Source organism: Aquamicrobium terrae (genome assembly GCF_040545735.1).
Taxonomy (GTDB): domain Bacteria; phylum Pseudomonadota; class Alphaproteobacteria; order Rhizobiales; family Rhizobiaceae; genus Mesorhizobium; species Mesorhizobium terrae_A.
The window spans coordinates 163,773-184,919 of the sequence record NZ_JBEPML010000002.1 but is presented as its reverse complement, the minus strand read 5'-3'; the positions used below and the strand labels follow the sequence as shown (position 1 = coordinate 184,919).

Genomic DNA, 21,147 nt, shown 5'->3' with positions numbered 1-21,147 from the left:
CGCAGGAGGTCAAGCGCGCCCCGAGCGACGCCATCTCCCGTCGCCGGGCCATGGGGGAGCTTCAATTTCGCGGCCGGATGTGTCAGGGACAGCAAAAAGCCGCAAAGCGAAATGCATTGAAGCCCATGCCGTCCCCAGAGCACCTTTCCAATTCCCCTGTCGTCGGTCCGGTCATCGTCCTCGTCGAGCCGCAACTTGGCGAGAATATCGGCATGGTGGCGCGTGCCATGGCCAATTTCGGCCTCAGCGAATTGCGGCTGGTCAATCCGCGTGACGGCTGGCCGAGCGAGAAGGCGCGGGCCGCGGCCAGCAAGGCGGACCATGTCATCGATGCGGTGCGGGTGTTCGACGACCTGCCGGCCGCGATCGCCGACCTCAATTTCGTCTTCGCCACCACGGCGCGGGCGCGCGACGGCTTCAAGAAGGTGGCGGGGCCGGTGGAGGCGGGCAGGGCGCTGCGGGCGCGCTGCGCAGCCGGCCAGCGCACGGGCATCCTGTTCGGGCGCGAACGTTTCGGCCTCAACAATGACGAGGTGGGCATGGCCGACGAGATCGTGACCTTCCCGGTCGATCCCGGCTTCGCCTCGCTCAACATCGCGCAGGCCGTGCTTCTGATGTCCTATGAGTGGATGAAGTCCGGCCTCGAGGACGAAACCCGGACCAATTTTTCCGGTCCGGACATGCCGCCTGCCACCAAGGCGGAGCTGTTCGGCCTGTTCTCCCATCTGGAGGCGGCGCTGGAGGCGCGGGGCTATTTCCGTCCGGCGCAAAAGAAGCCGAAGATGGTCGACAATCTGCGCTCGGTTCTCACCCGCGCCGGCTTTGCCGCGCCGGAACTGCGCGTGCTGCGCGGGGTGATCGCCTCGCTGGACTATTTCTCGCCGAAGGAACCGCGCGGCGTCGGCTATCCCGAGCGCAAGGCGCGCGCCGACCGCGACCTGCATGCGGCGAGCGACGACGAGGCCGGGACGGGGCAGGAGCGCAAGGAGCCCGACGATGGCTGAACAGCCGATCCTGATGTTCGATTCCGGGGTCGGCGGGCTCACCGTGCTGCGCGAGGCGCGGGTGCTGATGCCGGACCGCCGCTTCGTCTATGTGGCCGACGACGCCGCCTTTCCCTACGGGGCATGGGAGGAGCCGGCGCTGCGGGCCCATATGCTCGACCTGTTCGCCGTCCTTCTGGAGCGTTACCGGCCGGAAATCTCGGTCATCGCCTGCAACACGGCCTCCACGCTGGTGATCGACGATTTGCGCCGGCGCTTTCCCGGTCACCCCTTTGTCGGCACCGTGCCGGCGATCAAGCCCGCCGCCGAGCGCACCCGCTCGGGGCTGGTTTCGGTGCTGGCGACGCCGGGAACGGTGAAGCGGCAGTATACGCGCGATCTCATTCGTCAGTGGGCCAGCAAGTGCCATGTGCGGCTTGTCGGGTCCGAGCGGCTGGCCTCGCTCGCGGAGGTCTATATGCGCGACGGCTTCGTCGACGAGGAGGAGGTGAGGGCCGAGATCGCCCCGTGCTTCGTGGAGCAGGAGGGCAGGCGCACCGACATCGTGGTGCTGGCCTGCACCCATTATCCCTTCCTGGCCAACCGCATGCGCAAGACCGCGCCCTGGCCGGTGGACTGGCTCGATCCGGCCGAGGCGATCGCACGGCGGGCGCTGTCGCTGGTCGATGGCCGCCCGCGCCCGTTGGAGTCCGCAAACGGTGGCGAGCCGGACATTGCGGTGTTCACCTCGGGAAAGCCGGACTTTGCCGCGCGCCGGCTGATGCAGGGTTTCGGGCTCACCGTCGCGGTTTGACGGAACATGCGGGCCTGCCGGCCGTTTCTCCGCAAAGGAGAAGACCCATGCCCGCCAAATCCAAAGCCCAGCAGAAGGCCGCCGGTGCCGCCCTTTCGGCCAAGCGCGGCGAGACGCCCAAGAGCAAGCTCCGGGGCGCCTCGAAGGAGATGTACGAATCCATGAGCGAGAAGCAGCTCGAGGAATTCGCCGAGACCGATCGCAAAGGCCTGCCTGAAAAGAAATCGAAGGACTAGCCTTCAATATCCCAGCGTGAAGCGCTTGCCGGTGTGCTTCGGCGTTTCCGCCTCGTCGAGCAGCGCCACGGCCAGGTCCTCCACCGAAATGCGGCTCTCACCCTTGTCGTCCACCACAGGATGGTCGTCTCCGAGCCGGAACCTGGCGGTGCGCTCGCCGGGCACGAGGTTGATGGCCGGCGACACGAATGACCATTGCAGGCCGGTTTCCTTTCGAAGCGCTTCCAGCGTGTCGCGCGCGGCCAATGCGCCCTCTTTGTATTCGGCCGGAAACTGCGGCGAATCCACGAGCTGGCTGCCGTCCGGCGCCAGCAGGCTGCCCGCGCCGCCGACCACGATCAGACGCACGCCGGCGGCCTTGGCGGCATCGGCGATCGCCTTCGAGCCGGCAAGGTGCTTCGCGTAGATGTCGGGATCGCCCCAACCGCCGTTGAAGGTGGATATGGCGACGTCATGGCCGGCAAGCAGCGAGGCCAGCTTGCCGGGGTCGGTGGCATCCGCGGCGACGGCCGTGACGCCGGACTGGCTGGCGATCTTGCCCGCGTTGCGGGCGATGGCGGTGATCGTGTGCCCGCGCGAGGCCGCTTCCTTGAGCACGGCGCTGCCGACGTAACCGGACGCGCCGATGATTGCGATTTTCATGAGTAGTCTCCCTGGCTGTGCCGGTCGGAAATCCGAAATAGGTATTTTTGATAATCAGGTTATGATAAGTAACCAGATAGCCCGAATACAGGATCGGGAAAAGAGCGCATGATTTTGTGCGCAGGTTACCTCGGAGGAACCGCATGAACGCCCTTGCCGGTAAGGCCGCGACATCTGATAGCGAAGGCGGGGCGCCGGCGTCGCTGCTTCAGGCTTCGCCCGGCTTCGAGGCCGAGGAGGGCGGCGGCTGCCCGATCCGCGAGGTTCTGGACCGGGTGGGCGACACCTGGAGCCTGCTGGTCATCATCAATCTCCAGCCGCGCCCGATGCGCTTCAATGCGCTGCGCCGCTCCATCGAGGGCATATCGCAGCGCATGCTGACGGTGACGCTGCGTTCGCTGGAGCGCGACGGGCTGGTGAGCCGCACCGTACGCCCGACCACGCCGCCGGAAGTGGAATATGCGCTGACCGCCCTCGGCCGCTCGATCGCCGTGCCGATCGGCGCGCTGGGCGATTGGGCCGCCGAAAACAGGGCCGCGCTGCGGGCGGCGCGCGCGGCTTTCGACGGGGGCCAGCCGGCTGCCGGAAAATGACCATGCCATGGCGAAGGGGTGCTTTTGCTTGACAGGGCGCGCCGATCCCTCTAGTGGAAGCCGCGAAGCACCGGGCCGCAAGCCCGGTTGTTTCGTTTGACGTGTCCCGTGGATGGTCCGCCGCTTTGCGCGGGCGATCCTGTCAGGTCTCGAAAACGGAGGCCAGAGGAGGGCGCGTTTCCTTCCCCACGGCCATGGGGCCGCGGGTATTTTGTTTGAAAGGGAATGCGATGAGCAAGCGCGAATCCGCTAAGTACAAGATTGACCGCCGTCTTGGCGAAAACATCTGGGGCCGCCCGAAGTCCCCGGTCAACCGTCGCGAATACGGCCCCGGCCAGCACGGCCAGCGCCGCAAGGGCAAGCTGTCCGACTTCGGTCTGCAGCTCCGCGCCAAGCAGAAGCTGAAGGGCCACTACGGCGACATTTCCGAGAAGCAGTTCCGCAAGACCTACGAGGAGGCCAACCGCCGCAAGGGCGACACCTCCGAGAACCTGATCGGCCTGCTGGAGTCGCGCCTCGACGCCATCGTCTACCGCGCCAAGTTCGTGCCGACGATTTTCGCCGCCCGCCAGTTCGTCAACCACGGCCATGTCAACGTCAACGGCCGCCGCGTGAACATCGGCTCCTATCGCTGCAAGGCCGGCGACGTCATCGAGGTGCGCGAGAAGTCCAAACAGCTCACCATCGTCCTGGAAGCTGCCGGCCTCGCCGAGCGCGACGTGCCGGACTACATCGAAGTCGATCACAACAAGATGGTCGCCACCTATGCCCGCGTTCCGAGCCTCTCGGACGTGCCCTATGCGGTGCAGATGGAACCGAACCTGGTGGTCGAGTTCTATTCGCGCTGATCCGGCTGCGATTTCGAAATGCAAAGGCCGCCGTCGAGGCGGCCTTTTCTTTTGCGAAGAATCTTGAAGTGGATCGGAAACCTGATTTCACTTGGCCGCCCGATGGTCTAATCCGGGCATCCGCAAAACTTTAAGGCACGCTGGCCAATGGATATGCCGACGCTTACCGAAGACACAGAAACCGGTTCCGGCTGCCATCCGCTGTTCGCGTCGGTGCCGTCCTCGGTGGAGTTCAACAAGCTGCGCAAGCGCCTGCTGCGCCAGGCCCGGCAGGCAATCGACGATTTCGCCATGGTGAAGCCGGGCGAACGCTGGCTGGTGGCGCTGTCGGGCGGCAAGGATTCCTACGGGCTTCTGGCGCTGCTGCTCGACCTGAAATGGCGCGGCCTGCTGCCGGTGGATCTGCTGGCCTGCAATCTCGACCAGGGGCAGCCGAATTTCCCCAAGCACATCCTGCCCGATTACCTCAATGCCAACGGCATTGCCCACCGCATCGAATACCAGGACACCTATTCGATCGTCACCGACAAGCTGCCGGAAACCAGCACCTACTGCTCGCTTTGCTCACGGCTGCGGCGCGGCCATCTGTACCGCATCGCGCGGGAGGAGGGCTGTTCGGCGCTGGTGCTGGGCCATCACCGCGAGGATATCCTGGAGACCTTCTTCATGAACCTGTTCCATGGCGGCCGCCTTGCCGCCATGCCGCCCAAGCTGCTCAACGATGAGGGCGACGTGATGGTGCTGCGGCCGCTGAGCTTCTGCGCGGAGGCCGATCTGGCGAAATTCGCCGCCGCCATGCGCTTCCCCATCATCCCCTGCGACCTGTGCGGCAGTCAGGACGGTCTCCAGCGCAGCCTGATGAAGGCGATGCTCGACGATGTCGAGAAGAAGATGCCCGGCCGCAAGGACACGATGATCCGGGCACTGGCCAATGTGCGCCCCTCGCATCTGCTCGACCGCAGCCTGTTCGACTTTGCGGGGCTGAACCTCGGCGGTTCAGCCCCGCATTAAGCCCGCGATCAGACCGGCTTGTTGTGCGGCTGGAACAGCTTGCCGCGCTCGGCGATCAGAACGAACACCAGGCCCATGGCCGCGACGCTGACGAAGCCGGCGGCAAGCGGCGTCGTGGTGCCGTTGAAGGCCTGGCCGATCAGGGCGCCGATGGTGCCGCCTCCGGCGGTGCCCATGAAGCCCAGCACCGAGGACGCCGTGCCCGCGACGTGACCGAGCGGTTCCATGGCCAGCGCGTTGAAGTTCGAGCCGATGAGGCCGAATTGGAACATGGCCAGCGCGAACAGCAGCAGGAACAGCGGGAACGGGATGGTGCCGAACAGCGACAGGACGAACCAGATGCCGCTGACCGTCATGAAGCCGATCAGCGCGGTGTGCGAGAGCCGGCGCATGCCGAAGCGGCCGACGAGACGTGAGTTCAGGTAGGACGACAGCGCCATGAAAGCCGCCACGGCGGCGAAGGCCACCGGGAACATGGTGCCGAGGCCGTAGATGCCGACATAGACCTGCTGCGCCGAGTTGATGAAGCCGAACAGCGAACCGAAGATGAAGGTGCTGGCCAGCGTGTAGCAAAGCGCCACCCGGTTGCCGAGCACGATGCCGAAAGCCTGGCCGATCGAGCGCAGGTTGAACGGGCGCTTGTCGGCAGGATCGAGGGTCTCGGGCAGGCGCAGCGCCATCCACGCCGTCACGGCAATGCCGGCGAACGCCATGAACACGAAGATCAGGTGCCATTCGCCGAACAGCATGATGACCTGTCCGGTGCCCGGCGCGATGACCGGAACGATCATGAACACCATCATCACCAGGGACATGGCTTCCGCCATCTGCCGCCCGCCGAACACGTCGCGGATGATGGATACGGTGATGACGCGGGTGGCTGCCGAGCCGATGCCGTGCAGGACGCGCATCGCCAGCAGGCTGGCGAATGTCGGCGCGATCGCCCCGGCAAAGGCCGCCGCGATATAGATGCCCAGTCCCACCAGCATCGGGCCGCGGCGGCCGAAGCGGTCGGCAAGGGGGCCGTAGGCGAGCTGGGCAATGGCAAAGCCCAGCAGGTAGGCGGAAATGACATACTGGCGGTGGTTTTCGCTTTCCACACCGAGGCTGGCACCGATTTCCTGCAAGCCCGGCAGCATGATGTCGATGGCGAGCGCATTGAGCGCCATCAGCATCGCCATCATGGCGATGAACTCCATCTTGCCCATGCCCATCAGCCTGGGCGGTACCGTTTTAACGGTGGCGTCCATAGGGTTACCTTTAAAAGAACGGGCGATTCCGGCAAGCCGGCAGTGTGGCTTCGCGCCGGGAACCGCATGGTTTCAAACAGGGCGATTCCGGCATAACACGGAGCAATCTCCACCCGGAATCGCGGGACTTCAAAGAGCAGCAAAGGCGCTGGGGGCACCAGCGCCTTTGTCCGATATATGCGGCGCTACCGTGGCAGCGCAGGAAGAATCAGGTCAGGCGGCGCCTTTGACCTTGATGCCTTTCTCGTCGAAGAAGGATTGCAACTCGCCGGCCTGGAACATCTCGCGCACGATGTCGCAGCCGCCCACGAACTCGCCCTTGACGTAGAGCTGGGGAATAGTGGGCCAGTTGGAGTAGTCCTTGATGCCCTGGCGCAGCTCGCTGGAATCGAGCACGTTGATGCCCTTGTAGTCGACGCCGACATAGTCGAGAATCTGCACCACTTGCCCGGAAAAGCCGCACTGCGGGAAGCCCGGCGTGCCCTTCATGAACAGGACTACGTCGCTGTTCTTGACTTCGTTGTCGATGTAATCGCTGATTCCGCTCATGGCCATTCCTTTCGGGCCTGGGGAAGTCAGGCCGCAAACCTGCTATTCAAATAGCCCCGAGTGAGTTTCGAAACAAGACCGCTTCGGCCGGCCTTGTCGGGAAGCGGAAGGACTTATCTCCGAAAACACGATGAAAGCATGAGAAAAATGTCACTCGCGGCAGCGACCGTCGCTTTGCTTGCCATTGGCCTGGGGGTCGCGTGGTGGTTGCGGCCGGCAAGGCCGCCGGCGCCTCCTCCGGTGGCTTCCGTTCCCCTGCCGGCCCCTTGCGGCGATGTGGCTTTCGAGGGTGTGGTGCATATCGTGTGCGTGCTCGATCCGGCCGCCTACGAGGTGCGTGTTGCCTACGCGGATGCGCGCGGCAGGCCCTTCGGCTGGGTCGCGGCTTTCGATGCGGCGATGGCCGGGGAGGGCGGTCAGACGCTGCTGTCCATGAATGGCGGCATGTACCATAAGGACCTTACACCGGTCGGGCTGCTGGTGGAGGACGGGCGCGAGAAGGTTCCTCTCAACCTCGAGGACGGCGAGGGCAATTTCTTCATGAAGCCCAACGGCGTGTTCATGATCGGCCGGGACGGGCGCGGCACCGTGATGGAAGCTTCGGCCTATGAGCGGGCGGCGCAGGACGCGCTCTATGCCACGCAGTCCGGCCCCATGCTGGTCATCGACGGTGAAATCCACCCGCGTTTCGAACCGGATGGCGCATCGCGCCACATCCGCAACGGTGTCGGCATCGACGGCAAAGGCCGCACCGTGCTTGCCGTTTCGCGCAAACCGGTCAGCCTCGGCAGTTTCGCCCGGCTGTTTCGCGACGAACTGGGATGCCGCAACGCGCTGTTCCTCGACGGCGCCATATCGACGCTGACCGGCAACGGCAAGGTCGTCATCGGCGGCAAGCATCCGGCCGGGCCGATTCTGACCGTCTTCGAGAGAAAGCAGTAAGTCTCAGTCCGGCGCGCTGGTCTGCAGGGCCAGCGCGTGCAGCACGCCGCCCATGTTGCCCTTCAGGGCATCGTAGACCATCTGGTGCTGCTGGACGCGGCTCTTGCCACGGAAGCTCTCGGCGACCACCTCGGCTGCATAGTGGTCGCCGTCGCCGGCGAGATCGCGGATCGTGACCTGGGCGTCAGGAATGCCTTCCTTGATCAGCCTCTCGATCTCGCGTGCATCCATTGCCATGTCGTTTTCCCTGTCAGGTACCCATGAAGCGCGGGAACCACGATTCGTGCGTGGCCACCAGTTCTTCAACCGATATGGCATGCGCCTGCCCAAGTTTCAATTCGGCGCCGCCGGTCGTGCCGAGGAGGTGAACGGCGATGCCGAGCTTTTCCTGTTCGGCGGCCAGCGCCTGCCATTCGGCGCTGTCGGGCTGGATCGCGAGGGTGACGAGATAGCGGCCCTGATCCTCGCCGAAGAAGGCCGGGACCGGGTCGCCGGCAGGGGCGGACACGGTCGCGCCGATGCCGCAAGCCATCGCCATTTCGGCCAGGCCCACGGCAAGGCCGCCGTCGGAAAGGTCGTGGCAGGCGGTGACGACGCCGGATGCGATCAGATCGCGCACATGGTCGCCGACGCGCTTTTCATGGGCGAGGTCGACCGGCGGCGGCGGACCGTCGGTGCGGCCATGCACGTCGCGCAGATAGATCGATTGGCCCAGATGCGTGCCCCAGTTCTCCGGTGCGCCGATGAGCAGGATGGGCTGGCCTTCGGCCGCGAAGCCGATGCGCGCCATCTTCTGCCAGTCGCCGAGCAGGCCGACGCCGCCGATTGTGGGGGTGGGCAGGATGCCCTGGCCGTTGGTCTCGTTGTAGAGCGAGACGTTGCCCGAAACGATGGGGAAGTTGAGTTCGCGGCAGGCCTCGCCGATGCCCTTGATGGCATGAACGAGCTGGCCCATGATTTCCGGCCGCTCGGGATTGCCGAAATTGAGGTTGTCGGTGGCCGCCAGCGGCAGCGCGCCGGTGGCGGTCAGGTTGCGCCAGCATTCGGCCACGGCCTGCTTGCCGCCTTCATACGGGTCGGCCTCGCAATAGCGCGGCGTGACGTCCGAGGAGAAGGCGAGCGCCTTGCTCTCATGGCCTTCCACGCGCACCACGCCGGCATCGCCGCCCGGCCGTTGCAGCGAATTGCCCTGGATCATGGTGTCGTACTGTTCCCACACCCAGCGGCGCGACGACAGGTCCGGCCCGCCGAGCATCTTCAGCAGAGCGTCGCCAATATCGACCTGCGGCACGTCGTTGGCGGCGAGCGGCGCTGGCTTGGCCGGCTCCACCCAGGGGCGGTCATATTCGGGCGCCTGGTCGCCCAGATCCTTGATCGGCAGGTTGGCGACTTCCTCACCCTGATGGAGGACGCGGAAGCGCAGGTCGTCCGTGGTGTGGCCGACGATGGCGAAGTCGAGCCCCCATTTGATGAAGATCGCCTCGGCTTCCTTCTCCTTTTCGGGGCGCAGCACCATGAGCATGCGCTCCTGGCTTTCCGACAGCATCATCTCATAGGCGCTCATACGCTCCTCGCGCACCGGCACCTTGTCGAGGTCGAGCTCGATGCCGAGGTCGCCCTTGGCGCCCATCTCGACGGCGGAGCAGGTAAGGCCGGCCGCTCCCATATCCTGGATGGCGATGACCGCCCCCGACGCCATCAGCTCGAGGCAGGCTTCCAGCAGACACTTTTCCGTGAAGGGATCGCCCACCTGTACGGTGGGGCGCTTCTCCTCGATGGAATCGTCGAACTCGGCCGAGGCCATGGTGGCGCCGCCGACGCCGTCGCGGCCGGTCTTGGCACCGAGATAGACGACCGGCAGGCCGACGCCCTTCGCCTCGGAGAGGAAGATGCCGTCCGTCCTGGCGAGGCCGGCGGCGAAGGCGTTGACAAGGATGTTGCCGTTGTAGCGGGCGTCGAAATTCACCTCGCCGCCGACGGTTGGCACGCCGAAGGAATTGCCGTAGCCGCCGACGCCGGAGACCACGCCGGCCACCAGATGTCGGGTCTTGGGATGGTCTGGCTCCCCGAAGCGCAGCGCGTTCATGGCCGCGATCGGCCGCGCGCCCATGGTGAACACGTCGCGCAAGATGCCGCCGACTCCGGTCGCCGCGCCCTGATAGGGCTCGATATAGGAGGGGTGGTTGTGGCTCTCCATCTTGAAGACCACGCAATCGCCGTCGCCGATGTCGACCACGCCGGCATTCTCGCCGGGCCCCTGGATGACGACATCGCCCTTGGTCGGCAGGGTGCGCAGCCATTTCTTCGAGGACTTGTAGGAGCAATGCTCGTTCCACATGGCCGAGAAGATGCCGAGCTCGGTGAAGGTCGGCTCGCGCCCGATGAGGTCGAGGATGCGCTGATATTCGTCCGGCTTCAGCCCATGCGCGGCGACAAGCTCGGGAGTGATCTGCACGGTGTTGGGAATGGTCATCGGTTCCTGGGCTCGGCTTCGGGGCTGGGATCGCCTGCGCGGCAGCGATCGAGGCATTCAGTTAAGCATTGGCACCGCAGTAAGTCAGGTGCGTCGGTAAATCCAGATCGAACAGGCAAGCGAGTAGCAATAGGCCAGCATTTCCAGCATTTCCTCGATGCCTTCATAGCGCCGGTGCTCGGCGAACTCGGCCACCAGTATGATGACGAAGGCCACGCCGAGCGGCCAGAACACGAAGCTCCAGCGCGGCTTCAGCGCATCCATGAAGTCCTTGCGCCGGATGAACAGCAGCACCGCCATGATCGCGGTCATGATGGCGGAAAGCGTATATTTGGCCGGAGCGGTCATGCACACGCCGCCGGGATAGAAGGGACTGTCGCAGCGCGGCGTCTCGCGCATCGCGGCATGCAGGAGGATATAGGCGACCGGTATGCAGATGAAAGCCACCGGACCCCGGCTGCGCCATGCCCGCGCGGCAAACACCAGGGCCACGAGGCAAAGCACCACGGTCTGGCTGCCCTCCACCGGGCCGTTTTCGACGAACAGGAACCCATCCATATCGGTATGGAATTCCGCCCAGTATCCCGCCACTGCCGCAAGGATCGACAGGGCAATCCCCCAGCCGATCCATGTTGGCGGGTGGGGATAGCGGATGGTCTGCTGCACTGTACTTCCTGCCGGTATTCTGGGGCCGGCAAATCTGCCGGGCCGTTGCGAAAAATGCCTGTCGGCTATGCCGCGGCGGCACAGGACGAATTGCCGCCTTGCCAGCGCGTGATGTCGGCACTGATGCGCGCGCCCAGCGCCTCGCCCATCAGCGGCCCGAACACGTCGACGCGGCTGGAATTGCCGGTTGCCTGAACCACCAGCAGCGGCTTGCCGCCATAGTGCCTGGCCGGAACCAGCAGGAAGCGCGGCGTGCCGCCGAAATTGTTCAGCTCATTGGCCATTTGGTAAGGCCGGAAAGCCGGGTCCTTACTGGCGATCCAGCATTTGTGCGCGGCGGCCGCCACCTGCTCCATGGTGCGCAGCGCGGCACTTTTCCCGGCCGGCTGCGAGGTGCCCTTGGAGCCGGACTGGCAGGAGGCGAGGGCAAGACCGGCAACCGCAAGGGCCGCAAACCTGAAGCTCATGGAGATAGCTGTCATTCGCCTGCCTGTCTCGAAGCTGCAAACTCTGTCAGTGGATATCCCGCCGGGCAAGGGCGGGACGGTCTGGCATCATGCGGCTATGCCGAGCGCGCTCTCGAACAGGGCGCGCCCGTCCGTGCCGCCATGGGCCGCCTCGATGAGGTTTTCCGGGTGCGGCATCAGGCCCAGCACATTGCCCTTGTCGTTGATGATGCCGGCGATGTCGTTGATCGAGCCGTTGGGGTTGGTGCCCTCGGCGTAGCGGAACACGACCTGGCCCTGTCCCTCCAGCCGCGCCAGCGTCTCGGCGTCGGCGAAGTAATTGCCGTCGTGGTGCGCGACCGGGCAGCGGATGATCTGTCCGGGACGGTAGTTGCGGGTGAAGGCGGTGTTGGCGTTGGCCACCTCCAGCTTCACCTCGCGGCAGACGAACTTCAGCGAGGTGTTGCGCATCAGGGCACCCGGCAGCATGCCGGTTTCGACGAGGATCTGGAAGCCGTTGCACACGCCGATGACCATGACGCCCTGCGCCGCCTTCTCGGCCACGGCGCGAAGGGCGGGCATGCGCGCCGCAATGGCCCCGCAGCGCAGATAGTCGCCATAGGAGAAACCGCCGGGAATGACGATGAGGTCGACATCGGGGATCGTCGTGTCGGTTTCCCACACGGTCACCGGCGGCGTGCCGGAGATCTTGGTCAGCGCCGCGATCATGTCGCGGTCGCGATTGAGGCCGGGAAGGAGGACGACTGCCGATTTCACCTCAGGCGATCTCCACTGCGTAGTTCTCGATCACCGTGTTGGCCAGAAGCTTGTCGCACATGGCCTTGAGGTCGGCTTCCGCCCTGGCCTTGTCGCCATGGGCCAGTTCGATGTCGAACACCTTGCCCTGCCGCACCTGGCCGACGCCGTCGAAGCCGAGTCCGCCGAGCGCATGTTCGATGGCCTTGCCCTGCGGGTCGAGCACGCCGTTCTTGAGGGTTACGGTAACGCGGGCCTTGATCACGCTGGGTCGCTCCTGTCGGGAAAGGTCAATGCGGCTTGGAGCCCTTGGGCAGGCCGGAGGCGACGAGCACCGGCCCGGTGGGGCGGGGCGGCTCGTTCTCGTTCATGATGCCGAGGCGGCGCGCCACTTCCTGATAGGCCTCGACGAGGCCGCCCATGTCGCGGCGGAACCGGTCCTTGTCGAGCTTGTCCTGCGTGGCGACATCCCACAGGCGGCAGGAGTCCGGTGAGATCTCGTCGGCGACGACGATGCGCATCATGTCGCCCTCGAACAGGCGGCCGCACTCCATCTTGAAGTCGACGAGCTGGATGCCGACGCCGAGGAACAGGCCGGAGAGGAAGTCGTTGACGCGGATGGCCAGCGCCATGATGTCGTCGATTTCCTGCGGGCTCGCCCAGCCGAAGGCGGTGATGTGCTCTTCCGACACCATCGGGTCGTCCAGCGCGTCGGCCTTGTAGTAGAATTCGATGATCGAGCGCGGCAGCACGGTGCCTTCCTCTATGCCGAGGCGCTTGGCCAGCGAGCCGGCGGCGACGTTGCGCACCACCACCTCGAGCGGGATGATCTCCACTTCCTTTATGAGCTGCTCGCGCATGTTCAGACGGCGGATGAAATGGGTCGGAATGCCCATCCGGTTGAGATGGGTGAAGATGTGCTCGGAAATGCGGTTGTTGAGCACGCCCTTGCCGTCCACCACTTCGTGCTTCTTCTTGTTGAAGGCGGTGGCGTCATCCTTGAAGAACTGGATCAGGGTGCCCGGCTCGGGTCCTTCATAGAGGATCTTGGCCTTGCCTTCATAGATGCGGCGGCGTGACTTCATATCGGTGTTTTCTCTGGTTCGAAGGACAGGCCCGTCGGCCGTCCCTTTTCAGGCCGCTCGTCGCGGCAACCATGGGCTCAGCCGGGTCTCTAGCGCAAACGAACCGTTTCCTCAATTGGAATCGCCGCCATGCACCGCTTTCGGTGGATGTTGCGGAGTGCGATATGTCGTTGCGGCACGCAACAACACATATTGACCGTGTCCTGCCCTTTTGGTTTGTGCGTTCGCATTCCATATTCATGGGCAATTCGAATCGCTTGCACCCGGAGGGTAACGCCATGACCAACATGAAGGACCGGCAGGAGAGCTTCGAGCGCAAATTCGCGCTGGACGAGGAACAGAGGTTCAAGGCGATTGTCCGCCGCAACAAGCTGCTCGGCCTCTGGGCCGCCGAAAAGCTCGGCAAGAGCGGGGCTGACGCCGAAGCCTATGCCCAGGAAGTGGTGAAGTCCGACTTCGAGGAAGCAGGCGACCACGACGTGTTCCGCAAGGTGCGCAAGGATTTCGATACGGCCGGCGTCGAGCAGTCCGACCATCAGATCCGCCGCACCATGGAAGAACTGCTGGCCACCGCCGCCGAGCAGGTCAAGAACGGCTAAAGCAATTGCAGCAAAAGTGCGAAGCGGTTTTGGGTTCGGAACTGCGTCAAAACAAAAAGCTAGAGCGTTTCCGCGGTTCGGAGAAAAGTGGAAATGCTCTAGCGGCGGACGGCATGGGCGAGGCACAGCATGTCGCCGCACTTGGCCAACTTGCCTGAAACCGTATCGGCCGCCCGGCAATGCCGGGCGGTTTTTTTTGTTTTCAATACAATCGGTTCCTGTCCTTGCCGGAATCGAATGATGAGGAGGCCTCATGTCGCTCAGGGAACGTCTCGCCGCTGACGAGGTGGTGCTTACGTGCTGGTCCGGCGTGCCGGAGGCGCTCACCGTCGAGATCCTGGCGGCACAGGGCTTCGATGCCGTCACGCTCGACATGCAGCATGGCGGCCACAATGAGGACAGTGTCCTGCGCTGCCTCGCGCCGGTGCTGGCGAGGGGCAAGCCGGCGCTGGTGCGCGTGCCGGTCGGGCGCTTCGACATGGCCAGCCGGGCGCTGGATTTCGGGGCCGAGGCGGTCATCGCGCCGATGATCAATTCTGGGGCCGAGGCGCAGGCCTTTGCCGTGGCGATGAAATATCCGCCAGTCGGCCAGCGCTCATGGGGTCCGACCTACGCCTTCCCCCGCCGTGGCAAGGGCGACCATCAGGAATGGCTGCGCACCAGCAACGAACGCACCTTGGCCTTCGCCATGATCGAGACCCGCGCCGCCCTGGAGACGCTTGACGACATCCTGGCCGTGCCGGGCATCGACGCCATTTTCCTCGGGCCGGGCGACTTCTCGATTGCCTGGACCGAAGGGCAGCAGGTCGATTCGACGCTGGAGGCGATGATGGAGACTGTCGCCTCGATCGCCAAGCGGGCGCGGGCGGCGGGCAAGCATGCCGGCATCTACGTCACCGATCCCGCCATTGCAGGCCGTTTCGTGGGCATGGGCTACCGGCTGCTCGCCACCGGGTCCGAGCACCAGCTTATCGCATCGGGCGCTGCCGGACTGGTGTCGAGCCTCAAGGCTTCGATCGGCGCCGAATAGGCTTCCGGCGACCCTACAGGCGGCTCATGAAATGGGCGAAGGTGAAGGAGCCTTCCGGCCACGGCCCGTGGCCGGATTCGGAATTGATGTGGCCGGATTCGCCAGCATCGACGAACAGCGAGCCCCAGGCCGAAGCGATGTCCTCGGCCACTTCGAAGGCGCAGTACGGGTCGTTGCGGCTCGCCACCGTGATCGACGGGAAGGGCAGGGGATCGCGCGGGTAGGGGCCGAAGGTCATCAGGTGCTTCGGCCTGATATCCGGATTGGCCACATCCGGCGCGGCCACGAAGAACGCACCGGCAACCGGCCGCTGGAAATGCGGCAGCGCCTGCACGACGCTCGGCACGCCGAGCGAATGGGCGATGATGACGACCGGCCTTTCCGCCTCGTTCACCGCCTTGGCGACCGTGGCGATCCAGTCCTCGCGCACCGGCTTCGACCATTCCGCCTGTTCGACGCGGCGCGCGGTCGAAAGCTTGGCCTGCCAGCGGCTCTGCCAGTGATCCGGGCCCGAATTGGTGTAGCCGGGCACGATGAGTATGTCTGCGTCCTTGACCTTCATGGCCCGCATGTAGCGAGCGGGACCCGGTCCTGCAACAGCCTGGCCATTGTTTTATATTGATGAACGATATGTTCTTTGTTTGTAATATTGTATGAACAAAGACATTGGCCGATATTTGCAGGGAACGATCGTGCCGGAGGTTCGCTTGAAGCTAACACGACGCAACCTTGTCGGCGCCGCCTGCGTCCTGCCGTTTGCGGCAGGCACCGGCTGGGCGCAGACGTCCACAACGGAGACCAGGATGAGTGGACTGCCCTTTGCCGCGACGACGCCGACCAGCGTGGCGCGCGTCGGTCTGCGCGCCCGCGATGCCGAGGCGCTCGCCGGCTACTACCGCAGCATCGTCGGCCTGACCGAATTGTCGCGCGACGGCGAAACCATCACGCTCGGCGCCGGCAGCCGGCCGCTGCTGGTGATCGAATCGGACAAGGCCGCCAAGCCGGACGATCCGCGCTCGGCCGGCCTGTTCCACACGGCCTTCCTCCTGCCGGCGCGGGCCGATCTCGGCTGCTGGATCACCCATGCCGTCGCCGACAGGATCAGGATCGACGGCGCGTCCGACCACATCGTTTCGGAAGCGCTCTACCTCACCGATCCGGAAGGCAACGGCATCGAAATCTATGCCGACCGCCCGCACGACGGCTGGAAGTGGCACGACGGCGAGGTGGAGATGGCGACCGCGCGCATGGACATCGAGAGCGTTGTCGGCTCCGTGCCGGCGGGCGATGCCGGATGGCAGGGCATGCCGGAGAACACGGTGGTCGGCCATGTGCATCTGCGCGTCGGCGATCCGGCGCAGGCGGAAGACTGGTGGCACCGGGAATTCGGTTTCGACACGGTTGCCCGATATGGCGACAAGGCCGTCTTCCTGTCGTCCGGCGGCTATCACCACCACATCGCCGGCAATATCTGGCAGAGCCCCGGTGCCGGCCGGCGCGACCCCGGCCGCAGCGGCCTGTCCTGGGTGGAGATGCGCTCGGCCGAGGCTTCCGCCGAGACCAGCCGCGAGGACCCCTGGGGCACGGTCATCCGGACCGTGCCCGGCAAGGCGGCATAGTCACGAGAATTTGTGGCCGCGAGGCTTGGCCCTTCGCGATCGCAAGCTAGGTCAGCGCCGCGCTTCGGTCGCCATCCTTACGGCGAGCGTTGCCAGCACCGTTCCCATGACCCAGCGCTGGAGAACGGCAAAGGATGGGCGGCGGACGAGGAAGAGAGCGATCGTCCCGGCCGATATGGCAATCAGGGCGTTGACGAAAACGCTGATGGCGATCTGCGTCGTGCCGAGGACGAGAGCCTGCGCAAGCACGTTTCCGTGCGACGGATCGATGAACTGCGGCAGCAGCGACAGATACATGACCGCGATCTTGGGATTGAGAAGGTTGGTCACGAACCCCATGAGGAAGAGCTTGCGGGGGCTGTCCTGCGGCAGGTCCCTGACCTGGAACGCAGACCGGCCTCCGGGGCGGACGGCTTGCCAGGCAAGCCACAGAAGATAGACGGCCCCGGCAAGCCGGATCGCGTCATAGGCAAAGGGCACGGCCATCAGCAGCGCGGTGATGCCGAACGCCGCGCACAGCATGTAGAACACGAAGCCGAGCGCCACGCCGCCGAGCGAGATGAGCCCGGCCACGCGCCCCTGGCAGATCGAGCGCGACACGAGATAGACCATGTTCGGCCCCGGCGTCAGTACCATGCCGAGCGCGATCAGCGCGAACGCCAGAAGGTTGTTCAGATCGGGCATCGGGGTTCTCCGGCATCGGAATGGTGCCTGCCGAAATGCTTACCGCACATTCCGGCAGGCGGATAGATCACGCCACATCTTGCAGCCGGACCTCGCCATTGTGCAGGAAGCAGGCTCTGGTGAAGAACCGTAGATCGACGGGATTGGGCAGGCGAATGTCCCGCAGGTCCGGCACGGACCTGTCTTCCGGGTCGAACGACCGGTCGATCTGCGCGATGAACCCCAGCACCACGCCGGTTGCGCGTGCAAAATCCCGAAGGGCGAGCAACTGGTCGTCAAGCGCCGGCTTGCTTCGCTGCTGGTCGAGGATTTGCAGATAGTCGACGATGGCGACCGTTCCCCGCGCCGAACCGGAAAGATATCGGATCACGTAATCGGCGCTGATTTCGTCGGAAGCCACGATTTCCAGCTTGTCGGCGTGGCTGTTTGCGTCCAGCGAGCGGATGCGGGCCAGGGTTTCCGGCTCGGTATATTCCAGGGTGAAGAATACCGCTTTTCTGCCTTCCCGCGCCGCATCGAGCAGAAGCTGGAGCCCCAGCAAGGTCTTGCCATGGCCGGGGCGGGCGCCCAGCAGGAACAGCTCTCCGTCGGCAAGTCCCGACAACACCGCTTTCGACGGCGAGTTCACGGCGGATTGAGAGGCGAGCAGGCTCCAGCTTGCGAAGCCTTCGCCGCGCGCGATGCGGTCCAACGCCGCGTGCAGGGCGATTTTCTCGTTCCGTGCCGCCAGCCTGGCACGACGTTTCAGTTGATGGACAGGGGCCGAAAGTCTCATCGAGGAACCTCCATTGCGAGCCTGAAACGCAATCCCTCCTTATGCGAACGCCCGAACAGATGGTTCGATGATCTGGTCACCCCGTATGTACGATACTTCCCCGATTGGAGGGGGGAGGCGCGGGCCAAGCCTATTCCGTGGAAACTAGCTGCAGCGGCGAGTCGTGACAAGCGCATTGGCGGATGCGGGCGAATTCGTGCCGCCGGATGCCGACACTCCTGACATATCCTGAACGTGGCATTTGCTAGATGGGATGGAATCGAACACTCAGGTTCGGGTCCGTTTCCATGCAGGGGGTTGCGCCATGCTCAAGGTCATCGCCGAGGACTTCATCAAGCCCGAATGCATCGGCATCGTCATGCCGCTTTATGCGGAACTGGTGGAAAAGACACGGCAGGAGCCGCAGTGCATCGCCTACGATCTGTTTACAGACCGGAAGGATCTCGGCCACTTCGTGTTCATCGAAGAATGGCCGGATCGCGCCGCACTCGATGCGCATTGCCGAACCGGGCATTTCACCCGCCTGGTGCCTCTTATCAATCGTCACCAGCGCAGGAAGGGGACCGTTATCCTGATGGACCCCTTCACGCATGATGCCGAGCGGGGAACTCCCGCCCGGGAGTGAGCCTGCCGGCGGAGGCGGCCCTGTCTCAGCTTTCGCCGAACACCCGCTTGAAGATCGTGTCCACATGCTTGGTGTGGTAGCCGAGGTCGAATTTCTCGCGGATTTCGGCTTCGGAAAGGGCGGCCGTCACTTCCGGGTCGGCCAGCAGCTCCTCGAGGAAGTCCTTGCCCTGTTCCCACACCTTCATGGCGTTGCGCTGCACGAGGCGGTAGGCGTCCTCGCGCGACACGCCGGCCTGCGTCAGCGCCAGAAGCACGCGCTGCGAATGCACCAGCCCGCGGAACTTGTTGAGGTTCTTCTCCATGTTCTCGGGATAGACGAGCAGCTTGTCGATGACGCCGGTGAGCCGCGCCAGCGCGAAGTCGAGCGTCACGGTGGCGTCGGGGCCGATCATGCGCTCCACCGAGGAGTGCGAGATGTCGCGCTCGTGCCACAGCGCCACGTTCTCCATGGCCGGGAAGGCGTAGGAACGCACCATGCGGGCAAGGCCGGTGAGGTTCTCGGTCAGCACCGGGTTGCGCTTGTGCGGCATGGCCGACGAGCCCTTCTGGCCCGGCGAGAAATATTCCTCCGCCTCCAGCACTTCCGTGCGCTGAAGGTGGCGGATCTCGATCGAGAGGCGCTCTATCGAGGAGGCGATGACGGCCAGCGTGGCGAAGAACATGGCGTGGCGGTCGCGCGGGATGACCTGCGTGGACACCGGCTCGGGCTTGAGGCCGAGCTTCTTGGCCACATGCTCTTCCACATAGGGGTCGATGTTGGCGAAGGTGCCGACCGCGCCGGAAATGGCGCAGGTGGCGATGTCCTCGCGCGCATGCACCAGTCGCTCGCGGCAGCGGCTGAACTCGGCGTAGGCCTCGGCCAGCTTGACGCCGAAGGTGGTGGGCTCGGCATGGATGCCGTGGCTGCGGCCGATGGTGACGGTGTCCTTGTGCTCGAAGGCGCGGCGCTTGAGGGCTGCCAGCAGCGCGTCGATGTCGGCCAGAAGGATATCGGAAGCGCGGGTGAGCTGGACGGCAAGGCAGGTGTCCAGCACGTCCGAGGAGGTCATGCCCTGATGGATGAAGCGCGAATCCGGGCCGACGAACTCGGCCAGATGGGTGAGGAAGGCGATGACGTCATGCTTGGTGACGCGCTCGATCTCGTCGATGCGCTCGACGTCGAACTTCGCCGCGCCGCCCTTTTCCCAGATCGTTTTCGCAGCTTCCTTGGGGATCACGCCCAGTTCGGCCAGCGCGTCGCAGGCATAGGCCTCGATCTCGAACCAGATGCGGAAGCGGGTCTCCGGAGACCAGATGGCGACCATTTCCGGCCGGGAATAACGCGGGATCATCTTGAAGCCCTCAGCTTTATCGGGGAAGTCGCCTGCCTCCTAACAGAGCAAGCGTGAATCCTCAACGCGCGATGCGGCCTTTGATGTGTCCCTCTGCGTGGCCGGGTTCAGAATTTGCCGGTCACCGCCATCCAGCGATGGTCCGGCCCCTCGAAGCCGACCTTCCGAACGGCGATCAGCACGGCATAGTGGCTGGGGCTGCCTTGGCTGGAAAAGGTCTGGATGGCGCCGATCGAATAGCCGGTCGGGCAGCCGCGGCTTTGCGGCACGGATTTGTCCTCATGCACGAGTTGCGTCATGCCGCCGTCGGTGGCGTCGATGCGCAGCAGCCGGAAGCCGCTGGCTTCACCCATGCCGTGGCATTGTTCCGCCTCGCCGAAAGGCAGGATTTCCAGCCGGAACTCGAGCGGCTTGTCGATGGCCGGGAAAACCGGGCGCGGGTTGACCGCCATGCGCAGCGGATCGGCCGAAAGCTCCGTCACCGCGTTGCTGCCGGCGGTGTAGCCGCGATTGGCGGCGAGTTCCGATTGCTTGACGATGGCTTCGCCCTGTTCGCGGGCCTTGTCGCGGGCGGCCTGCAAACCGGCGGCCTCGTCATCGATACGCACGCGGATCGGCGTGCCCTGCACATAGCTGTCGGTCGCCGTGTCGACGTAATAGCGGTTGGCGTAGGGAAAGCCCGACCCGTCCTGGACGCCGAATTCCTCGAAGGCGAAAATGCCGCCGTCCTGGCTGAAGCCGAGTATGTCCAGTTCCGCCACGTCGCCGGCCTTTGCCGCGCCGCTGGCCGCCGTCAAAACCGTGAACGCGGCAAGGAAGAGAAAGCTTCTGTTTTTGGCCGGGGTCATGATGGTGGCTATCCCTTCAATCCGATGCATCCAATTACCAGTTCAACCGTTGTGGCACGGAAATCAACGGAGAACGATCATGGCCGATACATCGAAGATTCGCGAGCACATGGAATTGGTCGGCGCCGACGGCGTGCATATCGGCACCGTCGACCGCATCGAAGGCGACCGCATCAAGCTCACCAGGAAGGATAGCGGCCAGGGCTCGCACAGGGGGCATCACCACTACATTCCCACCAGTCTGATCGCGGAAGTCGACAGCGACAAGGTTTGGCTGTCGGCGAACGCCGATGTCGCAGCCGAGCTGTTCGAGGAAGAAAAGAACGATCCGACCTGACCG

27 protein-coding genes are annotated in these 21,147 nt (G+C 64.6%); 12 read left to right on the top strand and 15 right to left on the bottom strand.

What is annotated here, in order from left to right; genetic code table 11:
• Positions 1-125: 125 nt before the first annotated feature.
• From ABID37_RS03475 to ABID37_RS03465, 3 genes are read left to right on the top strand one after another with little or no spacing between them, the layout of a single operon-like run.
• The gene (locus ABID37_RS03475) at positions 126-1,004 is read left to right on the top strand and encodes an RNA methyltransferase (RefSeq protein ID WP_354192671.1); all 879 of its coding nucleotides are present in this window, start codon (positions 126-128) and stop codon (positions 1,002-1,004) included.
• Complete coding sequence (gene murI / locus ABID37_RS03470; protein ID WP_354192669.1) at positions 997-1,797, top strand: glutamate racemase; 801 nt, start codon at positions 997-999, stop codon at positions 1,795-1,797. The genes ABID37_RS03475 and murI overlap by 8 nt, the downstream gene beginning before the upstream one ends.
• Before the next feature lie 47 nt (positions 1,798-1,844).
• A complete protein-coding gene (locus tag ABID37_RS03465) occupies positions 1,845-2,033 on the top strand; it encodes a DUF3008 family protein (protein ID WP_354192668.1) in 189 nt (62 codons plus the stop codon).
• Between the two features lie 3 nt (positions 2,034-2,036).
• Here ABID37_RS03465 and ABID37_RS03460 read toward each other — a convergent pair whose 3' ends face one another.
• On the bottom strand, positions 2,037-2,675 hold the full coding sequence (locus tag ABID37_RS03460; RefSeq protein ID WP_354192667.1) for an NAD(P)-dependent oxidoreductase: 639 nt from the start codon (positions 2,673-2,675) through the stop codon (positions 2,037-2,039).
• Between the two features lie 143 nt (positions 2,676-2,818).
• On the opposite strand from ABID37_RS03460, the gene ABID37_RS03455 reads away from it, so the two are divergent.
• The 3 genes from ABID37_RS03455 (at position 2,819) to ttcA (ending at position 5,127) form a co-directional block, all read left to right on the top strand.
• The gene (locus ABID37_RS03455) at positions 2,819-3,268 is read left to right on the top strand and encodes a winged helix-turn-helix transcriptional regulator (RefSeq protein WP_354192665.1); all 450 of its coding nucleotides are present in this window, start codon (positions 2,819-2,821) and stop codon (positions 3,266-3,268) included.
• Positions 3,269-3,498: 230 nt separating this feature from the next.
• Positions 3,499-4,116, top strand: coding sequence for a 30S ribosomal protein S4 (rpsD, locus tag ABID37_RS03450; RefSeq protein WP_354192664.1), 618 nt, complete (start codon positions 3,499-3,501; stop codon positions 4,114-4,116).
• Positions 4,117-4,269: 153 nt separating this feature from the next.
• Positions 4,270-5,127, top strand: a complete 858-nt coding sequence (gene ttcA, locus ABID37_RS03445; RefSeq protein ID WP_435521527.1) for a tRNA 2-thiocytidine(32) synthetase TtcA — start codon at positions 4,270-4,272, stop codon at positions 5,125-5,127.
• Between the two features lie 8 nt (positions 5,128-5,135).
• On the opposite strand, the gene ABID37_RS03440 is transcribed toward ttcA, so the two are convergent.
• Complete coding sequence (locus ABID37_RS03440) at positions 5,136-6,335, bottom strand: multidrug effflux MFS transporter (RefSeq protein ID WP_354193043.1); 1,200 nt, start codon at positions 6,333-6,335, stop codon at positions 5,136-5,138.
• 255 nt (positions 6,336-6,590) lie between these two features.
• Positions 6,591-6,926, bottom strand: a complete 336-nt coding sequence (grxD, locus tag ABID37_RS03435) for a Grx4 family monothiol glutaredoxin (protein WP_354192662.1) — start codon at positions 6,924-6,926, stop codon at positions 6,591-6,593.
• Between the two features lie 240 nt (positions 6,927-7,166).
• Between grxD and ABID37_RS03430 the strand changes: the two genes are divergently transcribed.
• Positions 7,167-7,868, top strand: a complete 702-nt coding sequence (locus tag ABID37_RS03430; protein ID WP_354192661.1) for a phosphodiester glycosidase family protein — start codon at positions 7,167-7,169, stop codon at positions 7,866-7,868.
• 3 nt (positions 7,869-7,871) lie between these two features.
• On the opposite strand, the gene ABID37_RS03425 is transcribed toward ABID37_RS03430, so the two are convergent.
• The 7 genes from ABID37_RS03425 to purC all read right to left on the bottom strand — a co-directional run bounded on the left by ABID37_RS03425 (position 7,872) and on the right by purC (position 13,294).
• Complete coding sequence (locus ABID37_RS03425) at positions 7,872-8,105, bottom strand: BolA family protein (RefSeq protein ID WP_354192660.1); 234 nt, start codon at positions 8,103-8,105, stop codon at positions 7,872-7,874.
• A 13-nt stretch (positions 8,106-8,118) separates the two neighbouring features.
• The gene (purL, locus tag ABID37_RS03420; RefSeq protein WP_354192658.1) at positions 8,119-10,341 is read right to left on the bottom strand and encodes a phosphoribosylformylglycinamidine synthase subunit PurL; all 2,223 of its coding nucleotides are present in this window, start codon (positions 10,339-10,341) and stop codon (positions 8,119-8,121) included.
• Positions 10,342-10,425: 84 nt separating this feature from the next.
• On the bottom strand, positions 10,426-11,007 hold the full coding sequence (locus ABID37_RS03415) for a hypothetical protein (protein ID WP_354192657.1): 582 nt from the start codon (positions 11,005-11,007) through the stop codon (positions 10,426-10,428).
• Positions 11,008-11,072: 65 nt separating this feature from the next.
• Positions 11,073-11,474 (bottom strand): hypothetical protein, encoded by a 402-nt coding sequence (locus ABID37_RS03410; RefSeq protein ID WP_354192656.1) that lies wholly within the window; start codon positions 11,472-11,474, stop codon positions 11,073-11,075.
• An 87-nt stretch (positions 11,475-11,561) separates the two neighbouring features.
• Complete coding sequence (gene purQ, locus ABID37_RS03405) at positions 11,562-12,230, bottom strand: phosphoribosylformylglycinamidine synthase subunit PurQ (protein ID WP_354192654.1); 669 nt, start codon at positions 12,228-12,230, stop codon at positions 11,562-11,564.
• A 1-nt stretch (position 12,231) separates the two neighbouring features.
• A complete protein-coding gene (gene purS / locus ABID37_RS03400) occupies positions 12,232-12,474 on the bottom strand; it encodes a phosphoribosylformylglycinamidine synthase subunit PurS (RefSeq protein WP_354192652.1) in 243 nt (80 codons plus the stop codon).
• 25 nt (positions 12,475-12,499) lie between these two features.
• A complete protein-coding gene (purC, locus tag ABID37_RS03395) occupies positions 12,500-13,294 on the bottom strand; it encodes a phosphoribosylaminoimidazolesuccinocarboxamide synthase (RefSeq protein ID WP_354192650.1) in 795 nt (264 codons plus the stop codon).
• Between the two features lie 278 nt (positions 13,295-13,572).
• Between purC and ABID37_RS03390 the strand changes: the two genes are divergently transcribed.
• Together ABID37_RS03390 and ABID37_RS03385 are read left to right on the top strand one after the other, a co-directional pair.
• Positions 13,573-13,893, top strand: a complete 321-nt coding sequence (locus ABID37_RS03390) for a DUF1476 domain-containing protein (RefSeq protein ID WP_354192649.1) — start codon at positions 13,573-13,575, stop codon at positions 13,891-13,893.
• Between the two features lie 253 nt (positions 13,894-14,146).
• Entirely contained in the window at positions 14,147-14,923 is a 777-nt protein-coding gene (locus ABID37_RS03385) for an HpcH/HpaI aldolase family protein (RefSeq protein ID WP_354192647.1), read from the top strand.
• Positions 14,924-14,936: 13 nt separating this feature from the next.
• Here ABID37_RS03385 and ABID37_RS03380 read toward each other — a convergent pair whose 3' ends face one another.
• Positions 14,937-15,485, bottom strand: coding sequence for an RBBP9/YdeN family alpha/beta hydrolase (locus ABID37_RS03380; protein ID WP_354192646.1), 549 nt, complete (start codon positions 15,483-15,485; stop codon positions 14,937-14,939).
• A 241-nt stretch (positions 15,486-15,726) separates the two neighbouring features.
• Here ABID37_RS03380 and ABID37_RS03375 point away from each other — a divergent pair, with 241 nt between their 5' ends.
• Complete coding sequence (locus ABID37_RS03375) at positions 15,727-16,542, top strand: VOC family protein (protein WP_354192645.1); 816 nt, start codon at positions 15,727-15,729, stop codon at positions 16,540-16,542.
• A 51-nt stretch (positions 16,543-16,593) separates the two neighbouring features.
• Here the strand turns inward: ABID37_RS03375 and ABID37_RS03370 are convergent, their stop codons facing one another.
• Positions 16,594-17,226: a LysE family translocator gene (locus ABID37_RS03370; RefSeq protein WP_354192644.1), complete on the bottom strand. Its 633-nt coding sequence runs from the start codon at positions 17,224-17,226 to the stop codon at positions 16,594-16,596.
• A gap of 67 nt (positions 17,227-17,293) precedes the next feature.
• Positions 17,294-18,001 carry a DNA helicase gene (locus ABID37_RS03365; protein ID WP_354192643.1) on the bottom strand — a complete coding sequence of 236 codons (708 nt, stop codon included), beginning with the start codon at positions 17,999-18,001 and terminating at the stop codon, positions 17,294-17,296.
• Between the two features lie 304 nt (positions 18,002-18,305).
• On the opposite strand from ABID37_RS03365, the gene ABID37_RS03360 reads away from it, so the two are divergent.
• Positions 18,306-18,626, top strand: a complete 321-nt coding sequence (locus ABID37_RS03360; protein ID WP_354192642.1) for a putative quinol monooxygenase — start codon at positions 18,306-18,308, stop codon at positions 18,624-18,626.
• Between the two features lie 25 nt (positions 18,627-18,651).
• Here ABID37_RS03360 and purB read toward each other — a convergent pair whose 3' ends face one another.
• On the bottom strand, positions 18,652-19,959 hold the full coding sequence (gene purB, locus ABID37_RS03355) for an adenylosuccinate lyase (RefSeq protein WP_354192640.1): 1,308 nt from the start codon (positions 19,957-19,959) through the stop codon (positions 18,652-18,654).
• Between the two features lie 107 nt (positions 19,960-20,066).
• A complete protein-coding gene (locus tag ABID37_RS03350) occupies positions 20,067-20,807 on the bottom strand; it encodes a DUF2259 domain-containing protein (protein ID WP_354192639.1) in 741 nt (246 codons plus the stop codon).
• A 79-nt stretch (positions 20,808-20,886) separates the two neighbouring features.
• Between ABID37_RS03350 and ABID37_RS03345 the strand changes: the two genes are divergently transcribed.
• Entirely contained in the window at positions 20,887-21,144 is a 258-nt protein-coding gene (locus tag ABID37_RS03345) for a DUF2171 domain-containing protein (protein ID WP_354192638.1), read from the top strand.
• Positions 21,145-21,147: the final 3 nt, after the last annotated feature.